The organism is Clostridium sp. AM34-9AC (assembly GCF_003480225.1).
Taxonomy (GTDB): Bacteria; Bacillota; Clostridia; order Lachnospirales; family Lachnospiraceae; genus Acetatifactor; species Acetatifactor acetigignens.
The window spans coordinates 114,078-134,991 of record NZ_QUIU01000009.1 but is presented as its reverse complement, the minus strand read 5'-3'; the positions used below and the strand labels follow the sequence as shown (position 1 = coordinate 134,991).

Annotated in this window: 16 protein-coding genes; 12 read left to right on the top strand and 4 right to left on the bottom strand. The window is 47.7% G+C overall.

Going from position 1 to position 20,914, the window contains the following annotated elements; all coding sequences use genetic code 11:
* Positions 1-79 precede the first annotated feature (79 nt).
* Positions 80-1,690, bottom strand: coding sequence for a CTP synthase (locus DW835_RS07405; RefSeq protein WP_118730920.1), 1,611 nt, complete (start codon positions 1,688-1,690; stop codon positions 80-82).
* 213 nt (positions 1,691-1,903) lie between these two features.
* Positions 1,904-3,388 carry a DUF1846 domain-containing protein gene (locus tag DW835_RS07400; protein WP_118503207.1) on the bottom strand — a complete coding sequence of 495 codons (1,485 nt, stop codon included), beginning with the start codon at positions 3,386-3,388 and terminating at the stop codon, positions 1,904-1,906.
* Positions 3,389-3,640: 252 nt separating this feature from the next.
* Between DW835_RS07400 and DW835_RS07395 the strand changes: the two genes are divergently transcribed.
* The 12 genes from DW835_RS07395 (at position 3,641) to fba (ending at position 17,491) form a co-directional block, all read left to right on the top strand.
* The gene (locus DW835_RS07395) at positions 3,641-4,642 is read left to right on the top strand and encodes a hypothetical protein (RefSeq protein WP_118668590.1); all 1,002 of its coding nucleotides are present in this window, start codon (positions 3,641-3,643) and stop codon (positions 4,640-4,642) included.
* A 404-nt stretch (positions 4,643-5,046) separates the two neighbouring features.
* Positions 5,047-7,224, top strand: a complete 2,178-nt coding sequence (gene ftsH / locus DW835_RS07390; protein ID WP_243037085.1) for an ATP-dependent zinc metalloprotease FtsH — start codon at positions 5,047-5,049, stop codon at positions 7,222-7,224.
* A gap of 286 nt (positions 7,225-7,510) precedes the next feature.
* Positions 7,511-7,915, top strand: coding sequence for an amino acid-binding protein (locus DW835_RS07380; protein WP_118540091.1), 405 nt, complete (start codon positions 7,511-7,513; stop codon positions 7,913-7,915).
* Between the two features lie 593 nt (positions 7,916-8,508).
* Complete coding sequence (gene uvrC / locus DW835_RS07375; RefSeq protein WP_118539907.1) at positions 8,509-10,398, top strand: excinuclease ABC subunit UvrC; 1,890 nt, start codon at positions 8,509-8,511, stop codon at positions 10,396-10,398.
* 61 nt (positions 10,399-10,459) lie between these two features.
* The gene (gene hprK / locus DW835_RS07370) at positions 10,460-11,407 is read left to right on the top strand and encodes an HPr(Ser) kinase/phosphatase (protein ID WP_117465123.1); all 948 of its coding nucleotides are present in this window, start codon (positions 10,460-10,462) and stop codon (positions 11,405-11,407) included.
* On the top strand, positions 11,400-12,344 hold the full coding sequence (locus DW835_RS07365; RefSeq protein WP_117465124.1) for an ROK family glucokinase: 945 nt from the start codon (positions 11,400-11,402) through the stop codon (positions 12,342-12,344). The genes hprK and DW835_RS07365 overlap by 8 nt, the downstream gene beginning before the upstream one ends.
* A gap of 46 nt (positions 12,345-12,390) precedes the next feature.
* The gene (gene murB / locus DW835_RS07360; RefSeq protein WP_118503200.1) at positions 12,391-13,296 is read left to right on the top strand and encodes a UDP-N-acetylmuramate dehydrogenase; all 906 of its coding nucleotides are present in this window, start codon (positions 12,391-12,393) and stop codon (positions 13,294-13,296) included.
* 180 nt (positions 13,297-13,476) lie between these two features.
* On the top strand, positions 13,477-14,343 hold the full coding sequence (gene rapZ / locus DW835_RS07355; protein WP_022313109.1) for an RNase adapter RapZ: 867 nt from the start codon (positions 13,477-13,479) through the stop codon (positions 14,341-14,343).
* Between the two features lies 1 nt (position 14,344).
* Positions 14,345-15,211, top strand: a complete 867-nt coding sequence (whiA, locus tag DW835_RS07350; protein ID WP_117465125.1) for a DNA-binding protein WhiA — start codon at positions 14,345-14,347, stop codon at positions 15,209-15,211.
* A gap of 15 nt (positions 15,212-15,226) precedes the next feature.
* Complete coding sequence (locus tag DW835_RS07345) at positions 15,227-15,487, top strand: HPr family phosphocarrier protein (protein WP_022313107.1); 261 nt, start codon at positions 15,227-15,229, stop codon at positions 15,485-15,487.
* A gap of 75 nt (positions 15,488-15,562) precedes the next feature.
* Complete coding sequence (locus DW835_RS07340; RefSeq protein ID WP_117465155.1) at positions 15,563-16,459, top strand: YegS/Rv2252/BmrU family lipid kinase; 897 nt, start codon at positions 15,563-15,565, stop codon at positions 16,457-16,459.
* A 165-nt stretch (positions 16,460-16,624) separates the two neighbouring features.
* The gene (fba, locus tag DW835_RS07335; protein WP_118730919.1) at positions 16,625-17,491 is read left to right on the top strand and encodes a class II fructose-1,6-bisphosphate aldolase; all 867 of its coding nucleotides are present in this window, start codon (positions 16,625-16,627) and stop codon (positions 17,489-17,491) included.
* A 500-nt stretch (positions 17,492-17,991) separates the two neighbouring features.
* On the opposite strand, the gene DW835_RS07330 is transcribed toward fba, so the two are convergent.
* Positions 17,992-19,005 (bottom strand): response regulator, encoded by a 1,014-nt coding sequence (locus DW835_RS07330; RefSeq protein ID WP_022313105.1) that lies wholly within the window; start codon positions 19,003-19,005, stop codon positions 17,992-17,994.
* On the bottom strand, positions 18,980-20,749 hold the full coding sequence (locus tag DW835_RS07325; RefSeq protein WP_118539902.1) for a histidine kinase: 1,770 nt from the start codon (positions 20,747-20,749) through the stop codon (positions 18,980-18,982). Before DW835_RS07325 ends, DW835_RS07330 begins: the two co-directional genes overlap by 26 nt.
* Positions 20,750-20,914: the final 165 nt, after the last annotated feature.

Sequence of the window (20,914 nt, the reverse complement as noted above, 5' to 3'; positions counted from 1 at the left end):
CCCACCGGGAGACCTTACATCGAGGAAGGACATTCCGTCCGTCATGGGCGTTCGTGGATTTGTTTCACTAACTCTCAATTTACTTCCGGTGCTTATTCTCCAAAGCCGCTTCCACGAATCCCTTAAATAACGGATGGGGTCTGTTGGGTCTGGACTTGAGCTCGGGGTGTCCCTGGGTGGCTACGAAGAAGGGATGCTCGGTAAGCTCGCACATTTCCACGATACGTCCGTCAGGGGACAGACCGGACAGACGAAGACCGTGTTCGGTGAGGACGGCGCGATAATCGTTGTTGACCTCATAACGATGACGATGTCTCTCGGAGATATTCTCCTGTCCGTAGAGCTGATAAGCACGGGAATCCTTATCCAGTACACAAGGGTATGCACCCAGTCTTAAGGTACCGCCGATATCCTCAACACCGTTCTGGTCCGGCATCAGAGCGATCACAGGATGTGTGGTGTTAGGATCCAGTTCCACACTGTGGGCATCCGTATACCCGATGACATTTCTTGCATATTCCACGATTGTCAGCTGCATTCCAAGACACAGTCCCAGGAAGGGAATCCCATGGGTTCTTGCATACTGGATCGCCAGGATCTTGCCTTCGATACCCCGGGAACCGAAGCCGCCGGGTACCAGGACACCGTTGCAGTCACCTAACAGTTCTTCCACATTTTCAGGCGTTACCGTCTCAGAGTCGATCCATTTGATGTGTACGGTCGCATGATTGGTGATACCGCCATGCTTCAAAGCCTCTACGACACTGATATAGGCATCATGCAGAGAGACATATTTTCCGACCAGAGCCACCTGCACTTCATCGGTTGGATGACGCAGATCCTCTACCATCTTCTTCCAGTCTGCCAGATCCGGCTCCGGACAATCCAGATGCAGACATTCACAGGCTACCTGTGCCAGATGCTCTTTTTCCATAGCTAACGGAGCCTCATACAGATATTCCACATCCAGATTCTGCAATACATGGCTCTGAGGTACGTTACAGAACAGAGCAATCTTGTCCTTGATGGACTGATCCAGAGGATGCTCACTTCTGCAGACGATGATATCCGGCTGGATGCCCATGCCCTGCAGATCCTTAACACTGGCCTGGGTAGGCTTGGTCTTCAGTTCCTGAGAAGCGCTCAGATAAGGAATCAGTGTTACGTGGATCAGAATGGCATTATCATGACCGACCTCATGCTGGAACTGACGAATGGACTCCAGGAAAGGCTGGCTCTCGATATCACCTACGGTACCGCCGACCTCGATGATGGCGATACGGGTCTCATCATCCGTAAAATTGCGGTAGAAACGGCTCTTGATCTCATTGGTTATATGAGGGATGACCTGTACCGTACCTCCGCCGTAATCACCACGACGCTCTTTCTGCAATACGGACCAGTATACCTTACCGGTGGTGACATTGGAATTCCTATCCAGGTTCTCATCGATGAAACGCTCATAATGTCCCAGATCCAGATCGGTCTCCGTGCCATCCTCCGTGACGAATACTTCGCCGTGCTGGATCGGGTTCATGGTGCCGGGATCAATATTGATATATGGATCGAATTTCTGCATGGTTACTTTGTAACCTCTTGCTTTTAACAGTCTTCCCAGGGAAGCTGCGGTAATTCCTTTTCCGAGGCCGGATACGACTCCTCCGGTCACAAATACGTACTTTACTGCCATAATTTTCTCCTCCTTTTGATATAGTAACTATTCAGTCTCCATTCGCAAAATCGCTCTTTCAGAGCTTTCCTGAATAACATGCTTGCATGTTATTTGCTCATGGTGGTTACTTCGCTTTTTTAATAGTTATGCATATAAAAAGAGCGAAGAACTCCCCTTGGGGAGCACCTTCGCTCAATAACTGCCATAATTTATAGTAGCATGACAAAATGTTTAGTTGTGATAAAGCTTCTGGTTCTGGTAATGAGGTTCGCATGTCAGATTCACACCTAATTTGCGGAAGGTATTCATGTCAATCTGGGACAGGATCACGCTGGAGTGCACTTCGGAACCTTTCAGGTTCTTCAACTGCTCCACAGCAGCCTTCGCGGTATCATCCGAAGCTGCACAGATGGAAAGGGCGATCAGCGTCTCATCTGTATGAAGTCTGGGATTGCGGTTCCCCAGATAGTTCGTCTTCAGATCCTGGATGGGACCGATGGCGGTAGGTGAGATCAGCTGTACTTCGTCCGGAATGCCTGCCAGAGCTTTCAGGGCATTTAATAATAATGCGGAAGAAGCACCCAGCAGAGTACTGGTCCGTCCGGTGAGGACTCTGCCGTCCGGAAGCTGGATCGCAGCTGCCGGTTCCCCGGTGGTCTCTGCTTTGATATTGGCTGCGCTGACTACTGCACGATCGTCGATGGTGACACCTGCCTGCTTCATCAGAAGCTCAAGCTTTAAGATCTGGTCGTCACTGGCGGTACCCTGGCGCTTCTGGCACAGAGTGTGGTAGTAGCGGCGGATGATTTCCTGTTTGGCGGCGTCGCGGACAGCTTCGTCATCAACAATACCGAAGCCTGCCATATTGACACCCATGTCAGTAGGAGACTTGTAAGGGCAGCTACCCATGATCTTCTCAAACATAGCGCTGACTACGGGGAAAATCTCCACGTCACGATTGTAATTGATCGTGGTCTCACCATAAGCTTCCAGGTGGAAGGGATCGATCATATTGACATCGTTCAAGTCTGCGGTAGCGGCTTCATAAGCCAGGTTTACCGGATGCTTTAACGGAATATTCCAGATTGGAAAGGTCTCATATTTGGCATAACCGGCCTTGATGCCTCTCTTGTATTCATGATACAGCTGGGAGAGACAGGTAGCCATCTTGCCGCTTCCGGGTCCGGGAGCAGTCACCACCACCAGAGAACGGGTGGTTTCAATATAATCGTTCTTACCGTAACCTTCATCACTTACGATGAACGGAATATTGGAAGGATATCCGGGAATGGAATAATGACGATACACCTTCATTCCCAGGGACTCCAGTTTTTTCTGATAAGCAATGGCACTGGGCTGTCCGGCAAAGCGGGTCAGACACACACTGCCTACATACAGGCCGTAGCCGCGGAATGCATCGATCAGACGTAACACGTCCAGATCATAGGTGATGCCTAAGTCGGAACGAACCTTGTTTTTCTCAATGTCTGCTGCATTGATGACGATGACGATCTCAGCCTCGTCCTTCAGCTGTGCCAGCATGTTGATCTTACTGTCCGGATGGAAACCGGGCAATACGCGGGATGCATGATAATCATCGAACAGCTTGCCGCCGAACTCCAGATACAGCTTACCGCCGAATTTTGCGATACGCTCCTTGATCTTCTCAGACTGCATGCTGAGATATTTATCATTGTCAAAACCTATCTTGTACATTGTTGATACCTTCCTCAACTGATCTTTGCAACTAAAATCCCATGATGTGTCTATTATAGTTTAGTGTTTCCCAAAAATCTACTGGAAAGTAAAAAATTTTTTGGAAATCATTATTATATCTAACAAATTTGGGCAAATAATCACATAATGAGCAATTTTAAACAAAGAGCTCCTTTCCTATAATGAAATTGTAATAAAACAGAACAAAAAAGTTCTGAAAAAGCAAAAAACTATATACGGGAGGGACGCGTTTTGCAATACGGTTATTTCGATAATGAAAAAAGAGAATACGTCATCGACAACGTGGCTCTGCCCTGTTCCTGGACAAACTATCTGGGTGTCGAGGACATGGCAGCGGTCATCAATCACACGGCGGGAGGTTATCTGTTCTACAAAACTCCCGAGTATCACAGGATCAGCCGTTTCCGTGGGAATGGGGTACCCATGGACCGGCCGGGATTCTATGTATACATCAGAGATAATGAGAAGAAGGATTACCATTCCATCTCCTGGCAGCCGGTGGCGAAGGACCTGTCCAAGGCAAGCTACCGCTGCCGTCACGGACTGTCTTACACGGTCTATGAAAGTGAGTATGACGGACTGGCATCTTCACAGACGATGGTCATTCCCTGTGGGGAGAATGTATTGCTGTGGGACGTAAAGGTGAAAAACACCACAGATGCCGTCAGGGATCTTTCCTTATTTACTTACATGGAATTTTCTTTCCATCACATTATGATCGACAACCAGAATTTCCAGATGAGCCTGTACTGTGCCGGATCTTCTTATGAAGATGGCATCATCGAGGAAGACTTATTTTACGAGGAAAAAGGGTATCAGTATCTGACGGCCAGCTTCACACCGGATGGTTATGACTGCGTCAGAGAGAAATTCCTGGGAGTCTATGGCACCGAAGATCATCCGGCAGGCATGGAGAGAGGAACTCCGGAAGGTTCCACAGAACTTGGTGGCAATCACTGCGGCAGCTTGCAGAAGAACTTCAAATTACAGCCCGGCGAAGAAGCACGTTTTGTGATCATGCTGGGAGAAGGCAATCGTGAAGAGGTCAGACGGATCCGGGTAAAATACAGCGATCTGAAAAGAGTGGACGCAGTCTACACCGATCTGGCAGCCTACTGGAAACAGAAATACGCTGCACTGCAGATCCAGACACCCAACGAAGGTATGAATACCCTGATCAATACCTGGACTTTGTATCAGTCGGAGATCAACGTTATGTTTAAAGGGTGTTAGTATATAATTGGTTGTTGTGAGTTGTTTGTTGCTGGCGAATGCCCGGAAACTGTAGAAAAACATAGTTTCCGGGTATTCGTTATTTCCGGGAATAGTTCAGAGTTTTTTCATATTTGAGCTATTGATTTATCCACAGGTTATCTCTATAATAGATATGATTGCTCAGATTTCAACTGTGCAGTTGAAATAACGGAAGTGCAATAGCGTATAAAATAGAAAATGGAGATGACATGAGAAAATTAATTGAGTCATATAATAACGGCTATGGCCCCGGCAACGGAGGCAATGGCAACGGAGCTCCCGGCGGCGGTAACAATGGCGGGAGCGGCAATAACAGTAACGGAGGTAACGGCAATGGTTCACCGAAGCGCCCCAGCATCCTGATGCTGATCCTGTCGGGACTGATGACAGTGATCGTTGTACTGATGCTGTATAATGCGTTCTTCGGCACCAATACCGGAACGGAAGTATCTTATACCGATTTCCTGAAGGATCTGGAAGCGGACAAGGTTGCTGCGGTGGAGGTAAATAAGGAAAGCGGCATGGTGACGGTACAGCTGAAGCAGGAAGCTGCAGCCACCCCGGCACCGGGCAGTTATGTCAGCTTCTATGGAATTACCCAGAAGGTGACACAGTCCCAGACTGTATATTATACAATGCTGATGGAGGATCTGGATACCCTGACAGCCAGATTGCAGGAGCATGATGTTCAGGGGAATCGCGTGACCAGCAATACTTCCAATTTCCTGATGGAGATTCTGGTAACCGTGGTATTGCCGGTGGTACTGATCTGGATCGTGGCAGGTTTTCTGTTCCGCAGAATGGGCGGAAGCGGCGGACCCATGGGCGTGGGCAAGAGCAATGCCAAGGTATATGTACAGAAGGAGACCGGCGTTACATTCAAGGATGTGGCCGGTGAAGACGAAGCAAAGGAATCTCTGGTGGAAGTCGTGGACTTCCTGCATAATCCACAGAAATATTCCAAGATCGGTGCAAAACTGCCCAAGGGAGCATTGCTGGTGGGCCCTCCCGGAACCGGTAAGACTTTGCTGGCCAAGGCAGTGGCAGGAGAAGCACATGTACCGTTCTTCTCTCTGACGGGTTCTGATTTTATTGAACTGTATGTAGGTGTGGGCGCCAGCCGTGTCCGTGACCTGTTCAAGGAAGCGACCAAGAACGCGCCCTGTATCGTATTTATTGATGAGATCGATGCCATCGGACGAAGCCGTGATTCCAAGTACGGTGGAGGCAATGAAGAGAGAGAGCAGACGCTGAATCAGTTATTATCCGAAATGGATGGCTTCGACAGTTCCAAAGGTATCCTGATCCTGGGGGCAACGAATCGTCCGGAGATCCTGGACAAGGCGCTCTTACGTCCCGGACGTTTTGACCGCCGTATCATCGTAGACAAGCCGGATCTCAAAGGCCGTGTGGAAATCCTGAAAGTACATTCCAAGGATGTGAAGATGGACGAGACCGTGGATCTGGATGCGATTGCACTGGCTACCAGCGGAGCGGTCGGTTCCGATCTGGCCAATATGATCAACGAGGCAGCTATCAATGCTGTCAAGGAAGGCAGAGAATTTGTAAGCCAGAAGGATCTGTTCGCAGCTGTGGAACAGGTGCTGGTAGGTAAGGAAAAGAAAGACCGCATCATGAGCAAAGAGGAACGTCGCATCGTATCCTATCATGAAGTGGGACATGCACTGATCAGCGCTTTACAGAAAAACTCCGAGCCGGTACAGAAAATTACCATTGTCCCCCGTACCATGGGTGCGCTGGGGTATGTCATGCAGGTACCGGAGGAGGAAAAATACCTCAACACCGAGGCAGAACTTCGGGATATGCTGGTAGGTCTGGTGGGTGGACGTGCCGCTGAGGAAGTAGTATTCGACACTGTGACCACCGGTGCAGCCAACGATATTGAAAAAGCTACTTCTATTGCCCGTAACATGATCACACGATACGGTATGAGCAAGCGCTTTGGGCTCGTGGGCCTGGCTACCGTAGAGAGCCAATATCTGGAGGGAAGAACCGCGCTGAACTGTAGTGATGAAACGGCAGCAGCCATTGACGAAGAAGTCGTTGCCATGATCAAGGAGAGCTACGATCAGGCATTGCAGATGCTTCGCGAGAACAGAGAACTGATGGATAAGCTGGCAGCGTTCCTGATCGAGCGTGAGACCATCACCGGTAAGGAATTCATGGAGATCTTTCGCAGAGAGAAGGGACTGCCTGACCCAGAGGAAGAGAAGAAAGATGTGACAGAAACAAATGCTGCGGGCAGTGCAGTAAAGGGCAACAGCGTGGATGTGACCATTGGGGAACAGGTCATGACTTCCACCGATTCAACTTTCCAACCCCTGACTTTCGAAGACAGCCTGCAGGAAGCAAAGGAGCAGACTGCACCGGCGCAGGATACCGCAAAGGAGCCTGCAGAATCCGCAAAAGAAGAGACTTCCGCACAGGAGAAGCATGAACAGGAATCCACAGAGCAGAAAAGCGATGCTGCCGAGGAGTCGAAGGATCCTAAGGATCCTCCTCAGGGACCGGTAGGACTGTTCTCCCATGGAACATTATAGATGTCGAGAACTTTTGAACCCGACACCTATAAAATAGAGTAATTAGCAAAGAGCATTAGTCAAATGACTGATGCTCTTTTAAAAGGTGCGATATTATCACAATTTTTAAAAAACCTCGCAGAGGCGGTTTTGCAAATGGGGTTCAGAATAGTTACTTTAATTTTTATGTTCAAATGCGAACTCCGGGTTGATTATTTTGTAATAATGCTTTATCATAATAAAGTGTCGGGAGATTCCCGGACAGACTGCACAGGCAGTCAGATCGCAATGAGGAGGTAATATCAGAATGTTAAAACAGCTATCCATTTACGCTGAAAATAAAAAAGGAGCCCTGCAGGCTATGACCAATGCGCTGTATGAAGCAGGCATCAATATCTGGGGTTCCGTTACCAACGACGGCGCGGAGTACGGCATCAACCGCATGGTGGTATCCGATCCCGATAAGGCAAAAGAGGTTCTGACAGAGAAAGGTTATCTCTGCCGTTTTGTGGATGTTCTGGCTGTGGAGATCGAGGATAAGCCTGGTGCACTGAATACCCTGCTGACAGCTCTCTTAGACAGCAATGTCAATGTGGACTATACCTACCTATCCTTCAACCGTGATTCTTCCACACCTGTCATGATCCTGCACACCGCAGATCCTGAGGAAGTGGAAATCTGCCTGAGAGCAAAGGGATTCAAGATGGTATAGCACCAGAGCCTTTTGTTAAAAATTGAGATTTAGCGAAATATCCCCGTAGCCCTTGGCAGGGTATAAGAAACGCGGCACGCTCGTACTTTAGTACGATGCGCTCCTGTCGCAGAGCGTAGCGGTACATAAGCGGTCACAGTACGACCGCAATGCGTCCCTTGGGACGCTATGGTACCGACGTCTGCTTACGGCACTGCTTATTCTTATACCCAGCCGGGGCTACTGTTTTTTTAAAACTTTCCAAAACGCAGAACTCCCGGCGTATGTGGTGCCATGTCGAAGATGTTTGTCGGAGGATGTTGATATTTTCTAGAAAAGTGCTGAAAGACAGGGGGAAAGCGGACACGATGTCCGCGTCAGCCGATTGTCGACATGGATGTCGACTGTAGGCGGCCCCGTCATGACGAGAATTACTCATCACTTTTCGTAGAAAATTCACATCCGGAGACCTTACATCGAGACATGTGTATCGCATGCTCCGGGAGTTCGTGGATTTTGCCAATGTATTTAACTAACTCTCAAGTTACAATATTAAATCCCTTATTGTATTTTTCCCCAGAATCGGTATGATAGAAGCATGCGAGGAAATATTTATGTTTAATTTTGAAGAAGAATTAAAAAAGCTCCCCCGCAAGCCGGGAGTGTATATCATGCGGGATGACAAGGATGTCATTTTGTATGTGGGAAAAGCCATCAACCTGCACAATCGTGTAAGGTCTTATTTTCGTGAAAATATCGGCAGAGGTCCTGCCATTGACCAGATGGTATCATTGATCGCGCGTTTTGAATATATCGTGACGGACTCCGAACTGGAGGCACTGGTACTGGAGAACAATCTGATCAAAGAGAATTCTCCGAAATACAACACTCTGCTGAAGGATGACAAGACGTACCCTTATATCAAGGTGACGGTGGGGGAGGATTATCCCAGAATCCTGTTTTCCCGTACCATGAAGAAGGATAAGTCCCGCTATTTCGGTCCTTATACCAGTGCTGCGGCGGTCAAAGATACCATTGAGCTGCTGAACAAGCTGTACCAGCTGCGTACCTGCAACCGGGTGCTGCCGAGAGACACCGGACTGGAGCGCCCCTGCCTGAATTATCATATTAAACAGTGCCTGGCTCCCTGTCAGGGCTATGTGAGCAAGGAGGAGTATAGACAGCAGGTGGCGGGAGCACTGGAATTTCTAAACGGCAATTACAGCCCGATTCTGAAGGATCTGGAAGAGAAGATGAACAAGGCAGCGGAGGAACTGGAATTTGAAGAAGCTGCCAGATACAGAGATCTGTTATCCAGTGTCCGCCAGGTGTCCCAGAAACAGAAGATCACAGAGGGCGTGGGTGAAGATAAAGATATCCTGGCGCTGTATCAGGATGAGACGGAAGCGGTGGTACAGGTGTTTTTCGTCCGGGATGGCAAGCTGATCGGCAGGGAACATTACTATATGACACATGTGCCGGAAAATAACAAACCAGCGATCTTACAGGATTTTGTAAAGCAGTTCTATGCGGGGACCCCATTTATTCCCAGAGAACTGATGCTGCAATATGAAATCGAGGATGCGGAACTGATCGAGAAATGGCTGTCGGAGCGAAAAGGCAGCAGGGTCTATCTGAAGGTGCCTAAGATCGGCAGTAAGGAAAAACTGGTGGAGCTGGCAGCGCAGAACGCAAAACTGGTACTGTCCCAGGACAGAGAAAAATTAAAACGCGAAGAAGGACGAACCATCGGTGCGGTGAAGGAAATCTCAGATCTGTTGCAGCTTCCGCTGACCGGCACGGCCCGGATGGAAGCCTACGATATTTCCAATATCAACGGTTTTGAAAATGTAGGCTCCATGGTAGTCTACGAAAAGGGGAAGCCAAAGCGCAGCGATTACCGTAAATTCAAAATCAAGAGTGTCTCTGGCCCGGATGATTATGCCTGCATGCGGGAAGTGTTGACGAGGCGGTTCCGCCACGGCATGGAAGAGAGCAAAGAGCTGGAAGAACAGGAAATGGATCAGGAGTACGGAAGCTTCACGAAGTTCCCGGATCTGATTCTGATGGACGGCGGCCGCGGACAGGTGAATATTGCGCTGTCCGTACTGGAAGAACTGGGAATCGACATTCCGGTCTGCGGCATGGTCAAGGATGACAACCATCGTACCAGAGGCTTATATTATCATAATATTGAGCTTCCCATTGATACCCATTCCGAAGGTTTTAAGCTGATCACCAGAATTCAGGATGAGGCCCACCGTTTTGCTATCGAGTATCACAGATCCCTGCGCAGCAAGACTCAGGTGAAGTCCGTACTGGATGATATCCCGGGGGTGGGACCGGCCCGGAGAAAGGCCCTGATGAGGCACTTTAAGTCACTGGAGGAGATCCGGCAGGCATCGGTGGAAGAATTGATGGAAATTCCCGAAATGAATGAGCGTACGGCAGAGGAAATCGTGACCTTTTTTGCTTCACAGACAGGACAACCTGTGGTACACTAAAAGATAATGAAAAGGGCGGGGAACCGGGGCGGTTTTTTCGCGGAAAGGTATGGAGATTAGTATGGCAAGTGTAAGTTTAACCCGTGTTATCGAAAAAATGAAACTGGAAAATCTCACACCGGAGATTGATGTGAAACATGTGAAGATCACACAGCCGGATATCAACCGTCCGGCACTGCAGCTGGCAGGATATTTTGAGCATTTTGATGCCACGCGTCTGCAGATCGTTGGATTTGTGGAATATACTTATATGGAGGGACTGACAGACGAGACCCGCAGGGAGGCGTATGAGAAGCTGATGGCCTATGACATTCCCTGCATTGTGTTCAGCCGTGACCTGAAACCGGATCCTATATTCCTGGAGACGGCGATCCGACATCAGATTCCGTTATTATCTACGAAAAAATCCACCTCTGACTTTATGTCTGAGATCATCCGGTGGTTAAATGTCAAGCTGGCTCCCTGCATTTCCGTGCACGGTGTACTGGTGGATGTCTACGGTGAAGGTGTCCTGATCACTGGTGAGAGCGGCATCGGTAAGTCCGAGGCAGCACTGGAGCTGATCCGAAGAGGTCATCGTCTGGTAACCGATGATGTGGTAGAACTCCGTAAGGTCAGTGATGATACGCTGGTAGGTTCTGCACCAGATATCACAAAACACTTTATTGAATTGCGTGGTATCGGCATCGTGGATGTCAAGGCACTGTTTGGTGCATTGTCCGTAAAAGATACCCAGACCATTGACCTGGTCATCCGTCTGGAAGATTGGGATAAGGACAAAGAGTACGACAGACTGGGACTGGAAGAGAATTATACCGAATATCTGGGCAATAAGGTGGTATGCCACAACATTCCGATTCGTCCCGGACGTAACCTGGCAGTTATCTGCGAGACGGCAGCTATCAACCACCGTCAGAAGAAGATGGGCTACAACGCAGCAAAAGAGCTATACACCCGTGTACAGAACTCTCTGGCAAAAAGACGTGAGGAGGACGAGGACGATGAGTAAATATGCATTTGGGGTAGACGTGGGAGGAACCACGGTCAAGTTAGGACTTTTCAATGATAAGGGACAGGTGCTGGATAAGTGGGAGATTCCCACAGTAAAAGATAACGGCGGGGAAAAGGTATTGCCGGATATTGCAGCATCTATCAAAAACAAAATGCAGGAGAAGAATATCTCTGTAGAAGAACTGGTAGGCGTAGGAATTGGAGCTCCCGGTGCAGTGGACGCTGACGGCTATATGGTCAACGGTGCAGTGAACATTGGCTGGGGTGCCTTTGATCTGGCAGAGACCCTGAAAAAAGAACTGGATCTGCCTGTAACTGTGAAAGCTGGAAATGATGCCAATGTAGCAGCCCTGGGTGAAATGTGGCAGGGCGGTGGTAAAGGCTATTCCAATCTGGTAGCCGTTACTCTGGGAACCGGTGTCGGTGGAGGTATCATCATCGACGGCAGAATCCTGACCGGTACCAACGGTGCCGGCGGTGAAATCGGACATATCCATATTGAAGATGCTGAGACAGAGACTTGCGGCTGTAAGAACAAGGGCTGTCTGGAGCAGTATGCATCCGCTACTGGAATTACCCGTCTGGCCAACAGACGTCTGGCCAAAGATGATGCTCCCAGCATGCTCAGAGGTGGTGAAATCTCTGCGAAGACCGTATTTGATGCGGTGAAAGCCGGAGATAAAGTAGCAATCGAGATCGCAGAACAGTTCGGCGAGTATCTTGGCAAGGGACTTGCCGCAGTAGCCAGCGTAGTTGATCCCCAGATTTTTGTCATTGGCGGTGGCGTGTCCAAGGCCGGAGACATTTTATTCAAATACATAGAGCCTTCTTATAAGAGATGTGCTTTCGGTCCCTGCAAGCAGACGAAATTCGCCCTGGCCAAGCTGGGAAATGATGCCGGAATCTACGGTGCGGCAGCACTGGTATTAAAGTAGGCTTTCGCGGCATAATTATAACAAAAAGAAAGAGCAGCCTGACAACATGATAAGTGCAGCAGTGATAGAAGCATTAAAAGAAATTGTACCGGCAGATAAAGTTCTGTTACAGGAACCGATGAAATTGCATACCACCTTCCGGATCGGTGGCCCGGCAGATTGCCTGGTCTATCTGGAAAACGAAGAGCAGCTCTGTAAGATCCAGAAATACCTTCGGCTGGTGGATGTTCCCTATACCGTGATCGGCAACGGAAGCAATCTGCTGGTCAGCGACCAGGGATATGCAGGAATTGTTCTGGTGGTTGGTAAGCATATGAGCCGGATCGAAGTGAGAGACTGCTATCTGGAAGCAGAGGCAGGGGCCCTGATGAGCCAGGTGGCAAAAGCAGCGAAAGAGCATGGCCTGACAGGCCTGGAGTTCGCCGCGGGAATCCCCGGTACCATCGGTGGCGGAGCTGTAATGAATGCCGGAGCCTACGACGGAGAGATGAGCCAGGTGGTGACCACTGTTACGGTAGTCAACCGTAATGGAGAGATCATGGAACTGGACAACAGTACCATGGAGTACGGCTATCGTACCAGCGTGATCCAGAACCAGTCGTTTGTCGTGACGAAAGTGACTTTCCGGCTACAGCCCGGAGATCCGGAGCAGATCGCAGCCAAAATGGAGGAACTGGCAATTCGCCGCAGAGAAAAACAACCTTTGGAATATCCCAGTGCCGGCAGTACTTTCAAACGTCCCGAGGGACATTTCGCCGGGCAGCTGATCATGGAAGCCGGTCTGCGGGGATACTCCGTAGGAGGCGCAAAGGTATCGGAAAAGCATTGCGGATTTATTATCAACACCGGCAATGCCACTGCAGAAGATGTAAAAGATGTGATCTGGGAAGTACAGAGAAGAGTGAAAGAACGTTTTCACGTGGAGCTGGAACCCGAGATCAAATTCCTGTAACTATTCAGAGCCATGTAAATTTGTTTTCTGCGGATGCTTGCATCTTCGCAGAATCGCAAATTTATATGGCGAAGTAACCACATGAGCAGAGAACAGGAAGACCTGTTCTCCAAGGAAGCCTCGAAGAGGTGATTTTGCGAATGGGATTCTGAATAGTTACGATAGAATAACGAGGTGCATATGAGATTTGTAGTAGTAACAGGCATGAGTGGCGGAGGAAAGAGAACCGCATTAAAGCTTTTGGAAGATGCTGGATTTTACTGCGTGGATAATCTGCCGGTATCTCTGGTGGAGAAGTTCGTGGAACTGATTGCCATGCCGGGCAGTGAGATCAGCAAGGTGGCCCTGGGACTGGATGTCCGGGCAGACCAGAATTTCATGGATGCGACCCGGATTTTGGAGCAATTAAAGGAAAAAGGCTACAAATTCGAGATTTTGTTTATGGACTCCGACGATGCTGCTCTGATAAAACGGTATAAGGAGACCAGACGTGTGCACCCTCTTGCAGCAGACGGCAGAGTGGAGGACGGCATTCACAAGGAGCGGAAGATTCTGGAGACAATCCGCAAAAATTCAGATTACGTCATCGATACCTCCAATCTGTTAGTCAGAGAACTGAAGGAAGAGTTGGATCGTATTTTTGTACAGAACGAAGAATACAATAGTCTTATGGTAACGGTCATGTCCTTCGGGTTCAAGCATGGAATCCCCGCAGACGCCGATCTGGTCTTTGATGTAAGATTCCTGCCAAACCCTTATTATATCGAGGAACTGAAGCCCCAGACCGGTAATGATAAAGGAGTGCAGGATTATGTGATGAGTTTTCCGGAGACCGGAATATTCCTGGACAAGCTGACCGACATGATTCAGTTTCTGATCCCGAATTATATTAAAGAAGGCAAATACCGTCTGGTTATTGCAATCGGCTGCACCGGCGGTAAGCACCGAAGCGTTACTTTGGCAAATAAATTGTACGAACGTATGAAGGCGGAAGGTCATTATGGTATCAAGCTGTACCACCGTGATGTACCCAGAGAAGGAATCTGACATGTCATTTTCGAGTGAAGTAAAGGAAGAACTGGCAAAACACATCAGCCCGGCAAGACATTGCCAGATCGCTGAGCTGGCCGCACTCATGAACTTCAGTGGACAATACGGACGCTCCGCAGAAGGAGATTTCATGATCGGTTTCCAGACGGAAAACGAGGCGGTTGTCAGAAAAGGCTTTACATTATTGAAAAAAACATATAATATAGATACTGATGTTAAAATCAGCGAGGAACAGATGCGGAGTGTGATCGATAAGGTCGGGGATCTGTCTGAGCCTGTGAGCCCCCTGCTGATTAAAAATTCCTGCTGTCAAAGAGCATTTTTAAGAGGAGCTTTTCTCTGCATTGGTTCTATGAGCGATCCGCAGAAAAGTTATCACCTGGAATTTGTATGCACCGATGAGGATAAAGCGAGACAACTACAGAGTGTGATACAGGGATTTGACATAGAAGCCAAGATTGTGCTTCGGAAGAAGTATTACGTGGTCTATCTGAAGGAAGGATCCGGTATTGTGGATCTTCTCAATGTGTGCGAAGCACCCATTGCCCTGATGAAGCTGGAAAACCTGAGGATTGTGAAAGAAATGCGCAATTCTGTGAATCGGAGAGTGAACTGTGAGACCGCCAATATTACCAAAACGGTAACTGCGGCGACCAGACAGATAGAGGATATTATTTATATCCGGGATCACTACGGACTGGAGAATCTGCCCGAGCCCTTAAGCCAGATGGCAGAGGTCAGGCTGGAGAATCCGGACGCTCCGCTGAAGGAACTGGGAGAGTATCTGGATCCGCCGGTGGGAAAATCCGGTGTGAACCATAGATTACGTAAACTCAGCGAACTGGCAGATAGAATCCGGACGTAAAAGAGGAGGAAAATTATGACAAAGAGGAGTATTACGGTCAGACTGGAAGATGGCCTGGACGCAAGACCGGTGGCACTGTTAGTACAGGAAGCCAGCAAGTACGAAAGCAACATTTATTTTGAAGTAGACGATAAGCGGATCAATGCCAAGAGTATTATGGGTATGATGAGCCTGGGACTTTGTGCAGGCGAAGAGCTTACAGTAACTGCAGAGGGTGCAGATGAGCAGACCGCTGTGGACAACATTGAAAAGTTTTTGAGCGGTCAGGTGGCTTAAGAACATAACATGAGAAGAAGCGGGGCTGATGGAGAATTCTGTTAGTCCCGTTTGTTGTATCTTGAGGGCAGTATTATGAAGAAGATGTTATTTATCTATAATCCCAAAGCTGGAAAGGCACAAATCCGCAACAAACTGGCGGATATTCTGGATGTATTCACCAAGGGCGGTTATGAGATCACCGTATATCCCACGCAGAGAAGTGAGGATGCCATGGAGAAGACCGAGAAGCGCAGCAAAGAATATGATATCGTGGTCTGCAGCGGCGGAGACGGAACGCTGGATGAGGTGGTCACCGGCATGATCCGCAGTGGCTTCCGTACGCCTATTGGCTATATCCCGGCCGGGAGCACCAATGATTTCGGAGGAAGCCTCGGGCTGCCGAAGAATATGGTGAGAGCTGCGGAAAATATTGTAAATGGGAATGATTTCGCCTGTGATGTGGGATCCTTTAATGAGGATGTGTTCGTTTATATCGCAGCTTTCGGACTATTCACGGATGTCTCTTATGAGACCGGACAGGATATGAAAAATGTGCTGGGGCATATGGCATATCTGCTGGAAGGAATGAAGCGGCTGTCCGCGATCCGTTCCTATCCCATGCGGATTACTTATGGCGATACTACGATCGTGGATGATTTTATCTTCGGAATGGTGACCAATTCCGCATCGGTAGGAGGATTTAAGCGGATCACCGGCAAAAACGTCAGGCTGGATGATGGCGTTTTCGAAGTAACGCTGATCAAACGTCCGAAGAACCCGATTGAACTGAATAACATTATGGTATCCCTGCTGAACCGGGATATCGATACCGATGCTATGTACTGCTTCCGGACGTCAAAGGTGGAGATCACTTCCGCAGAGCCTCTTCCATGGACTCTGGATGGAGAATATGGCGGAACCCATACAAAAGTAGTGATTGAGAACATCTGCCGGGGCGTAGATATCCGGGTGGAACAGAAGGAATCTTAAAATTTGGTAAAAATTTAACAATAAGCTGTTCCATTTTTGAAAAGAATGTGCTATAGTTTGGATAGTCACAAAGTGATTATTCGAAATGTGTTTTTCGTGCTTTTACGAATGTATAACATTTCGTATATCGTAACAAGAATGAGTATATAAAATGGAGGTATTAAAATGTTAGTATCCGCAACAGAAATGCTCAAAAAAGCAAAAGCAGGCCACTATGCAGTAGGTCAGTTCAACATCAACAACCTGGAGTGGACAAAGTCCATCCTTCTCACCGCTAAAGAACTTCGTTCCCCTGTTATTCTGGGTGTATCCGAGGGTGCCGGCAAGTACATGGGCGGTTATGATGTAGTCGTTGGCATGGTCAACGGACTGTTAAAGGATCTGGACATTGATGTTCCCGTTGCGCTGCATCTGGATCATGGCTCTTTTGAAGGCTGCTACAAGTGCATCGAAGCTGGTTTCTCTTCCATCATGTTTGATGGTTCTCATTATCCTATCGCTGAGAACGTAGAGAAGACCACTGAGTTGGTTAAGGCTGCTCACAGCAAGGGACTTTCTATCGAGGCAGAAGTTGGTTCCATCGGTGGTGAGGAAGACGGCGTTATCGGTATGGGCGAGTGCGCTGATCCTAAGGAGTGTAAGGCTATCGCTGATCTGGGTGTTGACTTCCTGGCAGCAGGTATCGGTAACATTCATGGTAAATACCCCGCTAACTGGAAGGGCTTAAGCTTCGAGACTCTGGCAGCTGTACAGGAGCTGACCGGTGAGCTTCCTCTGGTTCTGCACGGTGGTACCGGAATCCCTGCAGATCAGATCAAGAAAGCGATCGACCTGGGCGTATCCAAGATCAACGTTAACACCGAGTGCCAGCTGGCATTTGCTGATGCTACCCGTAAGTACATCGAGGCTGGTAAGGATCTGGAAGGCAAGGGATTTGACCCTCGTAAGCTTCTGGCTCCCGGTGCAGAAGCTATCAAGGCTACTGTTAAGGAGAAGATGGAACTGTTCGGATCTGTTGGCAAGGCTGAATAATTCTGGAATAAAAATGCAAAAGTCTCTCGCAGCGATGTGGGAGACTTTTTTAATTCATAGGAAATTTCTTCCTATGAATTAAAAAAGCTCCGCAGGGATCGCACTGCGGCGGTTATGAAGTATGTCGCAAAAGCGACCCGCCGCAGGCGGAGAATCTCGCAAGCGAGATTCTTGTTTATTCCGATTCCGACCATTAAGGCAAAAAAATAACTATTCAGAGCTTCATTCGCAAAATAGCATCTGTGATAGTTGAAAAAACCCCTAGAAAGGGAGGATGCCAAGGATCAGGATCCTTGGCATTTATTATGAAAAAGTTTTTAAACAAGAAACTGTTGTGTGCTTAAGTTTTTGTTTTGTTTGTTTCTATGGTTATAGTATATGAAACAGAAATGTCCAAAACGTGTTATGGAATTGAAGATTCCTTGAAGGATTTGTAAACAAAATATGAACAACGGCCTATTTTGCGAATGGGGTTCTGAATAGCTGCAATAGCTGCGGTCTTACGGTTCCAGCATTGACTTCACATAATCCTTCGGTGACAGCCTCGTATATTTCTTGAAGATCTGGCTGAAATACTGGGGATTATTGCCGAAACCGACCATTTCCGCTACCGCATAGGGAGATTCTTCTGAGTGTTCCAGTAAAAGTTTTTTCGCCTCCTGAATGCGGAGCTCTGTTACATAAGCGGAAAATTTGCTGCCAGTCTGTTTGACGAACATTTTGCTGACATAATCCGGATTCATAAAAAGATAATTTTCCGAGATCCATTTCAGTGAAAGGTTGCTGTCACTCAGATGCTCTCCGATGTACTTTATGACCTTTTCCACACAGTCTGTGTATTTGTGCTGCGGTTCCACAGAGAAGATCGAGGTCATGATCTGCTCCGCAGATGGAATCAGGTCATTCATGGTGACACAGACGTTGACTGCCATGAGACTGTCTGTGGTCTGCAGTTTGCTGAGCGGGTAATATTCCTTCTTGGAGGCCTCCATTACCAGACGGATCATCTGGGTCTTGGCCAGATCCACATCCTGTTCCCCGGATAATTCTGTGAAAAATCTTCTCTGCAAAAGTTTTTCCGGTGGCATTTCCGTGAGGAACAGCTGTGTCAGCAGGGAATCTACCCGGGAAGCAGTCTTGCTTTTACAGGTTTCCACACAGGATACGATGACCTGCGTGATCTCTGTTTCATTGGAAGGCTTTAACAGATAGTGTTTCACACCATAGCGCATGGCGGTCCGTGCAAATTCAAATTCACCATATCCTGAGAGGATGATAAACTCTGTGTTCAACTGGGCAGCACGGACCTTTTCAATCAGATCCAGCCCGGATAAACCGGGCATCTTGATATCTGTCATGACAATATCCGGGTATTCATCCAGAATACAGTCAAAGGCTTCAATACCGTCTTTGCAGACAGCAGCCACATCAATTCCCAGAGAATTCCAGTCGATCAGGGAATGGATCGTTTCACGTATGATCTTCTCATCATCCACGATAATCATCTTTAACATAAGGTATCTCCATTTTTACTACAGCAAAATCATTTTCGTTATAGAAGTGCAGCCCGTATTGCTGGCCGAACATCAGCTGGATGCGTTCTTCAATATTTAACAACGCAATGCCCAGACCCTGTTCCTGAATCTTATGTGTCCGGAGATTCTCCAATAAATCATCGGGGAATTCAGATCCGCTGTTTTTCACATAAATCTGTATCAGCCCCTGGGAATACACACAGGTGAGATTGATGATACATTCATCCGTGATCTGCTCCAGTGCATAGTGTACGGCATTTTCCAACAACGGCTGAATGGAAAGCTTGGGAACCTGTGCATCCAGACAAGCATCCGGAATGCTTTCCGTAAAATTCAGACGGTTGTCAAAACGAAGCTGCTGTATAGTCATATAATAATGTATAATATCAAGTTCCTGCTTCAACGTAAAGCGTTCTTTTTTGTTCAGCGTCATCCGCAGGAAATGACCCAGGGAGTCTGCAATCTGTGATATTTCCGGCTCTCCGATGGCCTTGGCCCGCCAGTTGATGGCATCCAGCGTGTTATACAGAAAATGCGGATTCATCTGGGATTCCAGACTTTTTAACTGCGCATCTTTAGCCAGCAGCTGTTGACGGTAATTTTCAACAACCAGTGTCTGGATCCGCTCTGCCATATGTGTAAATTGCCTGTGCAGAATACCAATCTCATCGGTACGATCATTATAATCATAAGGAATCTCTGCCAGTACGGTGGAGTCTTCACCGAACCGCTGCATACGGTAGAGCAGCAGATCAAAATGTCTGGTGATCTTACGTACGATCAGGTGGACGATCAAAATGGAGCACAGGAAACCGCAGAACAGGATCAATACATATAGAAATGCAGTCATCTGCTGGGATTTTGCCACTTCGTCATAAGAGATCAGATGCAGATAATTCCATTCATTGATGTCCATGGTGCCGCGGATGGCAAAATATTTTCTGCCATTCAGGGTGACAACAGCATAACTTTTGATTTTATCATTGATTTTCTGTACTTCCTCTGTATCCAATTCCGGAGAAGAGAACAGCAGCTGGTCTTTCTCATAGATGATCCAGTAGGAACCTTTATATTCATTGCTGATCTTGGACATTTCCGTTACCAGATCTCCCAGATTTACATTGATGATCAATGTTCCGAGATTATCCAGTCGTAAGTTCTTGATCTTTTTGATCTCCCGGACAAGAAATATACCGTGGTCTTCCGCATGGGAAGTTACCCATACCGGGGAGCCTTCCCCGGCCTCTGCCAGAGCTATCAGTTCTTTAGTCAGATCCGCATCCGGCCGACAGGCAATATTTTCATTGGTATAAGTGATGAATCTGGGGCAGGAAATTGCCGCCATTTTCAGGTAGGGCTGGCGGTATTCCAGGTAGTGTTTCTGTAAAGCAGAATAAATATCAGAGTAATAATGTACAGCATAGTCTTCCTGGGGCTGGTAGATTTCATCCAGTGTTGATTGGACGGTAGAATCTGAACGGACGATATTGGTCATGGTCACCAGATCCTCCAGCCGGTTAGTAAATTCATAGGAGACTAACGACGAGGAAGACTGCATGGACTGATACAGCAGCTTATGATAACGCGATGTAATAATGGAAAAGGCAGCTACCAGGAAAAAGAACAGAAAGAGAAGGTCAATCCCTATGGTAGAGAGCAGTAACTTGGTTTCTAACTTCTGATTTGCTATTTTTCTCGAGATATTCTTATTAAAAAATGACATGATATACAAGCCTCCATCAGTTCTTTATTGATTATATACACAACATGCACATGTTTTCAACAATGATATCGGTTTTTTGGTGCAAATAGACGGAAAAGTATATTCCTGGAAAAAATAAGAACTGTTATAATTAGAACATCAAAAAGAAGTAAATCCATAGCGGAT